The organism is Flavobacterium sp. (genome assembly GCF_043720215.1).
GTDB lineage: Bacteria > Bacteroidota > Bacteroidia > Flavobacteriales > Flavobacteriaceae > Flavobacterium.
Genome location: NZ_JAYSSZ010000025.1, coordinates 1 through 5794, shown reverse-complemented (window position 1 = coordinate 5794; position 5794 = coordinate 1). Strand labels below are relative to the sequence as shown.

At 32.4% G+C, this 5794-nt stretch carries 5 protein-coding genes; 2 read left to right on the top strand and 3 right to left on the bottom strand.

Annotation, left to right across the window (positions count from 1 at the left end):
* Nucleotides 1-52 precede the first annotated feature (52 nt).
* Nucleotides 53-1288 (top strand): metallophosphoesterase, encoded by a 1236-nt coding sequence (locus ACHZC3_RS01065; RefSeq protein ID WP_394758024.1) that lies wholly within the window; start codon nt 53-55, stop codon nt 1286-1288.
* A gap of 49 nt (nt 1289-1337) precedes the next feature.
* The gene (locus tag ACHZC3_RS01060) at nt 1338-1634 is read left to right on the top strand and encodes a thioredoxin family protein (protein WP_348075458.1); all 297 of its coding nucleotides are present in this window, start codon (nt 1338-1340) and stop codon (nt 1632-1634) included.
* A 2-nt stretch (nt 1635-1636) separates the two neighbouring features.
* On the opposite strand, the gene ACHZC3_RS01055 is transcribed toward ACHZC3_RS01060, so the two are convergent.
* The 3 genes from ACHZC3_RS01055 to ACHZC3_RS01045 form a co-directional block, all read right to left on the bottom strand.
* Entirely contained in the window at nt 1637-2287 is a 651-nt protein-coding gene (locus ACHZC3_RS01055; protein WP_394758023.1) for a polysaccharide deacetylase family protein, read from the bottom strand.
* Nucleotides 2274-3470: an ATP-binding protein gene (locus ACHZC3_RS01050; protein ID WP_394758022.1), complete on the bottom strand. Its 1197-nt coding sequence runs from the start codon at nt 3468-3470 to the stop codon at nt 2274-2276. The genes ACHZC3_RS01055 and ACHZC3_RS01050 overlap by 14 nt, the downstream gene beginning before the upstream one ends.
* Before the next feature lie 175 nt (nt 3471-3645).
* Nucleotides 3646-5794 (bottom strand): hypothetical protein (locus ACHZC3_RS01045; protein WP_394758021.1); only part of this gene is annotated, 2149 nt, incomplete at its 5' end.

Genomic DNA, 5794 nt, shown 5'->3' with positions numbered 1-5794 from the left:
CAATATTACTTTCTGTTTACTTTCTTCGTTATTTTGCATAAAATTTATAAAAATGATTTTTCGATTTTTAATTCTTATTGCATTGCTATTGTTTGTAGAAATCTATTCTTATCAGGCATTTAGAACTGTAATTAAGACAAAGTGGGTTTTATATCTGTATGTGGCAATAAGCCTTTTTGCGGTTATTTATGTTGCGTATAATATTTTTCAATTTGATTTTAAAGTTGGGCAAACACCACAAAGTTTGTTTACGTTAGGAATATTACTTCTAGTATTACTTCCCAAATTAGTGATTACAACTATTCTATTTGGGGAAGATGTTTTTAGGGTTTTTTCGGGAATATTTAAGTTTTTTGTTAAAACTGAAAATCAAACGGAATTTCTGTCTTCAAGAAGAAAATTTGTTAGCCAGATTGGATTAGGATTAGCGGCCATTCCTTTCTTATCCTTAATTTACGGAATAACAATTGGAAAATATAATTTTAAAGTTATTAAACAGAACATTTTTTTTCCTGATTTGCCAGATGCTTTCGAGGGTTTTACGATTACTCAAATTTCCGATATTCATAGTGGAAGTTTTGATAATCCTGAAAAAATAAATTATGCTATTGATTTAATTAACGAGCAAAACTCAGATATATTACTATTTACAGGTGATATTGTAAATGCAAAAGCAGAAGAAATGCATCCGTGGATTGAAACTTTCAACAGGTTAGAGAAACCAGCTTTTGGGAAATTTTCTATACTTGGAAACCACGATTATGGTGCTTATTTAGAATGGGATTCGGAGAAAGAAAAAGCTGAAAATTTCGTCAAGATAAAAGATTTACATCGTCAGATTGATTTCAAATTATTGTTGAATGAACATGTAAAAATTAAAAAAGACAATCAAGAAATTGCAATAATTGGTGTCGAAAACTGGGGAAAACATTTTGGAACTTTTGGTGATATTGAAAAAGCATCAAGCGGAATAGCAAAAGATGATTTTAAGGTTTTAATGAGTCACGATCCAAGTCATTGGGAAGAAGTGGTAAAGAATCACGAAAAAAATATACAACTTACACTAAGTGGTCACACACACGGAATGCAGTTTGGAATCGAAATTCCGGGTTGGTTTAAGTGGAGTTTGGCACAATATATGTATAAGCAGTGGGCGGGTTTGTATGAAAATATGGGCCGCTATATTTATGTAAACAGAGGCTTTGGGTTTCATGCCTATCCTGGACGAGTAGGAATTATGCCCGAAATAACGGTAATTCGACTAAAAAAAGGACAAAATGTAGCTTAATGTGCTAAAAACACTATATTTGTATAACAAAGTTTAATAAAATTATACTATGTCAAAATTTGGAGAATTAATAAATGCTCAAGTTCCTGTTTTAATTGATTTTTATACAGACTGGAACGAATCTTCACAATCGATGCATCCTGTTATTAAAGATGTAGCCGCAGCACTTGGCGACAAAGCTAAAGTTATAAAAATTGATGTTGATAAAAACCAAGAATTAGCCGAAGCACTTCGCATAAAAGGCTTGCCTACACTTATGATTTATAAAGATGGTCAAATGATGTGGAGACAATCGGGTGAACTAGATGCAAATTCTATCATTAGCTTGGTTCAAGAGCAAATTTAGTATTACTGCATCACATCAAACACAAATCCTTTTTCTTTTAAGATTTGAATGGTTTTAGGTAAAGCATATTCTAAATTTTTGAATGCTTTTACACTGTCGTGAAAGACAATAATACTTCCAGAAGTTACTTTTTGAGTTGCATTTTCTAGACATTTTTCTTTTGAGATTGTTTGATCAAAATCGGCACTCAAAATGTCCCACATAATTATTTTGTAACCTAGCATTCTTAATCTTTTAGATTGCGAAGGTTTTAATTTGCCATAAGGCGGACGGAAAATCTTAAATTTTAGACTTAAGATTTTAGACTTAAGATTTAAAAGTTGATTTTCACATAATTCAATATTTTGTATATAATCTTCTGTTGTGGTTTTCCAACCATTTTTGTGATCGAAAGTGTGATTTCCTACGGTATGTCCATCATTAATAACTTTATTGAAAATTTCAGGATGTTTTTCGATATTGTTACCAATGCAAAAAAAGGTTGCTTTGATGTTGTTTTCTTTTAATATTGATAAAACCCATTCGGTAACTTCTGGTGTTGGTCCGTCATCGAAAGTGAGATAAATTTTGTTTTCGGTATTGGGAATATCCCAAACCTGATTACTAAATAATCGTTTGATGATTTGAGGTGTTTTTATATTATACACTTTCATCAAACATAATTTCGTCTGAACTACCTATTTTATACAAAGGTTTCTCAATGGGTAATGTAAAATAAAAAGATGAACCTTCGCCTTCAATGCTTTCTACCCATATTTCACCACCATTTTTTTCTAAAAATCCTTTTACTAGTAATAACCCAATTCCAGCACCTTTATCCTTTTTTCTGGTTTCTGAAAGTGTTTTTATTTGTGGAGTAAAAAGTTTTTCCATTATTTCTTTGGACATTCCAATTCCAGTGTCCTTAACCTGAACAATAACTTTATCATCTTTGCTTTTTGCGAAAACTGTTATTTCTCCCCCTTTTTCTGTATGTTTTATTGCATTTGAAACAATATTTTGAATTATGGAAATTAACATTTTGCCATCCGCAAATACTGAAGTATTCGCTTCAATTTCGTGATGAAGATTTATTGCATTTATCGAAGTAGTTTCGTTTAAAGTTTCAAAAACTTTATCAATATATTCTACTAATTTTATTTTTGTTGGAGAAAATGCATCCGATGCATATTTTATTCTCGCCCATTCTACTAAATAATCTAACATATCTAATTCATCTGTTGATGACTTATAAAGCAAGTCGAGCATTTGCTGAACAGCATCGGGCTTCATTTTGTGGAAATTTTCTTTCAAATATTTTGCAGTTCCAATAATAGCTGACAAGGGAGTTCTTAAATCGTGTGAAAGTATTGCCAGAACACTCTCTTTATGGGTATTAAGCTCTTCCAATTCTCTAATGTATTTTTTTATAGCATCCTCTGATTGTTTCCTATCTGTTAAGTCTCGCAAAATTTTAACATAGCCCATCATTTCTCCATCTAAACCAATTAGCGGAAAAACCAAGCCATAAGCATAAAATAGACTCTTGTCTTTAGCAATGTGCCATCTGTTATCCGTTGCTCGGCCTTCTTTTAAAGCTGTTTCGATTTCTCTCTTCGGGATACCGTTTTTTAAATCTTCCTCAGTAAATATTAAATCGAATGATTCTCCAATAACTTCATCCGTTTCGTAGCCAAATATTTTTGTCGATCCAGAACTCCAACTATTTATGATGAATTCTTTATCTATTGTAAAAATCGAATAATCTTGTAAGCTGTCAATTACTTGACTATAAAATTCAGTTGTTGGGATATATTTGTTTTTAAGAATTTTTGGACTCTCTTCTTTCTTAGTCATTAGATTTGTTTTAGTTGTTTGTTATTGTGCCCACCTTTTTTGCATAATATTTGAATTGGCGTGTAACGGTACAAATGTACCACAAAAAAAAATGTAGTTATTTTTTACAACAACTACATTTTCTAATAATCTGAAATCTTATCCCGAAAGCTTTCGGGACTAAAATCTAAAATTGCTACTCCATATCTCTTCCAAAACGTTCAAAACGTTTGTTATAACTATTAAATATGGTTTTTTGCTCGTTATAAAAAGCTTCATCTTTGTGTTCAGTCATAATAAGAAGTAAACCTCTGTATCTTTCTATATCGGTAATAATATCTATAGCCATATCGCTTTGGTCTGTAGGTTTCATTCCGCTGTAATATTTTAGGTTTTCTTGGTATTTTGCCATCAATTGTTTCAGTAATTGACGTGCTTTTTCTTTTTCGCCTATTTTATAATAACCACCAGCAAAAGGATCTACCATACTATAGAAACTATAATAATCGAGAGGTAATTTTGTTAAGGCTAATTCGATTACTTTTTTAGCTTTATCATTTTTTCCTTCTATGATTAATTGATCCATTAATCGAGTCAAGTTGGTTCTGTATGAGATACTGTTTTTACGGGTTTCTGGATCGTGGTATATTTTTGTGCTTTCGCCATTACCCCAGTCTAGTTTCATCATGATGTTGTACATAACATCTGAATCTATTTTGCCCATGTCGAAACCATACGCATCTTCCGGAAGTGTAGTTCTAATAGGAACTAATCTGTAAACCATTCCGTCAAGTTGCAAGAATTCTTTCATCCAGATATAATCTTCGTCAGCAAATGCGCCTGGCGAAAAATAGATTGGTCGTTTCCAATTGTTATTTCTCACAATATCAAGCATCATCAATCTGTTTTTGTATAATGCATCGCCTTTTATATCCACATCAATGTAAGGAACGATAGAATCATTAAATTTCGGATTCACCACTTTATGGGCAATTACAGCATTTTTGTTAACCGGAATTCTAATTTTATTCGTCGGATAAAACTGAATGCTTTGGCCGTTTCTCATCTCGACTAAAGTTCTTGGATCATCACTAGAAACAAAATTCATAAATTCGTTTACATCGAGACGGTCTTTTGTTCGTTCGTCAAAAACTAAATAATCACGTTTCCCATCTACATAATCTTTGTGCGTGAACGAAATAGGAACTGGGTCAGAATCGTACGCTTTTGCTTTCATTTGGTCGATATACCAATCGGTCATCAATAAACTGGTGTTTACAATGCGAACGTCGGTTCTATACTCTTCAATTTCTTGTAGATACCATAATGGAAATGTGTCATTATCACCAATAGTAAACAGAATTGCATTCTTCTCGCAGGAATCTAAGTAAGCTCTTGCTGATGCAACCGCAGTGTATTTTCCTGATCTGTCATGGTCATCCCAGTTTTGAGAAGCCATAAGTAGTGGGGCAGCAAACAAACAAGCTGTAATGGTAACTGGAACTGCTATTTTAGGTTTGATATATGATTTTAAGAAATCGAAAATAGCATAAACACCTAGTCCTATCCAAATAGCAAATACATAAAATGAACCAACTAGCGCATAATCACGTTCACGAGGTTCGAAAGGTCGTTCGTTAAGGTAAATTTTAAGTGCTAAACCTGTAAATAAAAACAAGGCTAATACAACATAAAAACTCTTCACATCCTTTTTCGCATGGAAGAAAAATCCAATAAGTCCAATGATAAAAGGTAAAAAGAAATATACGTTTCTCCCTTTGTTGTTTTTCATGTCGCTAGGAAGATTTTCTTGAGAACCCAATCTGTTTTCATCAATAAATTTGATTCCGCTTAGCCAGTTTCCATCAGCCAAGTCATAATTTCCTTGCTTGTCGTTTTGTCTTCCTACAAAATTCCACATCAAATAACGCCAGTACATATAACCAAACTGGTATTCAACCATAAAAGTAAGGTTGTCTATTGTGGATGGTTTTTCTATATCAAGGTAATTCCCGTAAGCTTTCAAGAATTTTTCGTAATCTTCTAATTCTAATTTACCAGAAGCATAAGCAGCTCTAAATTCAGATACAATATCTGTTAATTCTTTTTCATCAGCATATTCTGCTTTTATACTAAACTCAAGAGGTTTAGTGAATTTCATATAATTTTCAGCATGCTCCGTACTCCACATACGTGGCAAAACAGCTTTGTGGTTGTCGTCAGTATTTTGACCAGCATTTTTGTAATTATTTACAATTACATATTCTCCTTTTTTGTAATCACGTTCGTAATTTGGTTTTTCATCTTTATATGGATTGTCCTCATCAAGTCCTGCATAAGAGTCT

Excerpts from the sequence above, each read along its gene's own strand:
- ACHZC3_RS01065 (WP_394758024.1), top strand. The coding sequence starts at position 53 with ATGATTTTTCGATTTTTAATTCTTATTGCATTGCTATTGTTTGTAGAA.
- ACHZC3_RS01060 (WP_348075458.1), top strand. The coding sequence starts at position 1,338 with ATGTCAAAATTTGGAGAATTAATAAATGCTCAAGTTCCTGTTTTAATT.
- ACHZC3_RS01055 (WP_394758023.1), bottom strand. The coding sequence starts at position 2,287 with ATGAAAGTGTATAATATAAAAACACCTCAAATCATCAAACGATTATTT.
- ACHZC3_RS01050 (WP_394758022.1), bottom strand. The coding sequence starts at position 3,470 with ATGACTAAGAAAGAAGAGAGTCCAAAAATTCTTAAAAACAAATATATC.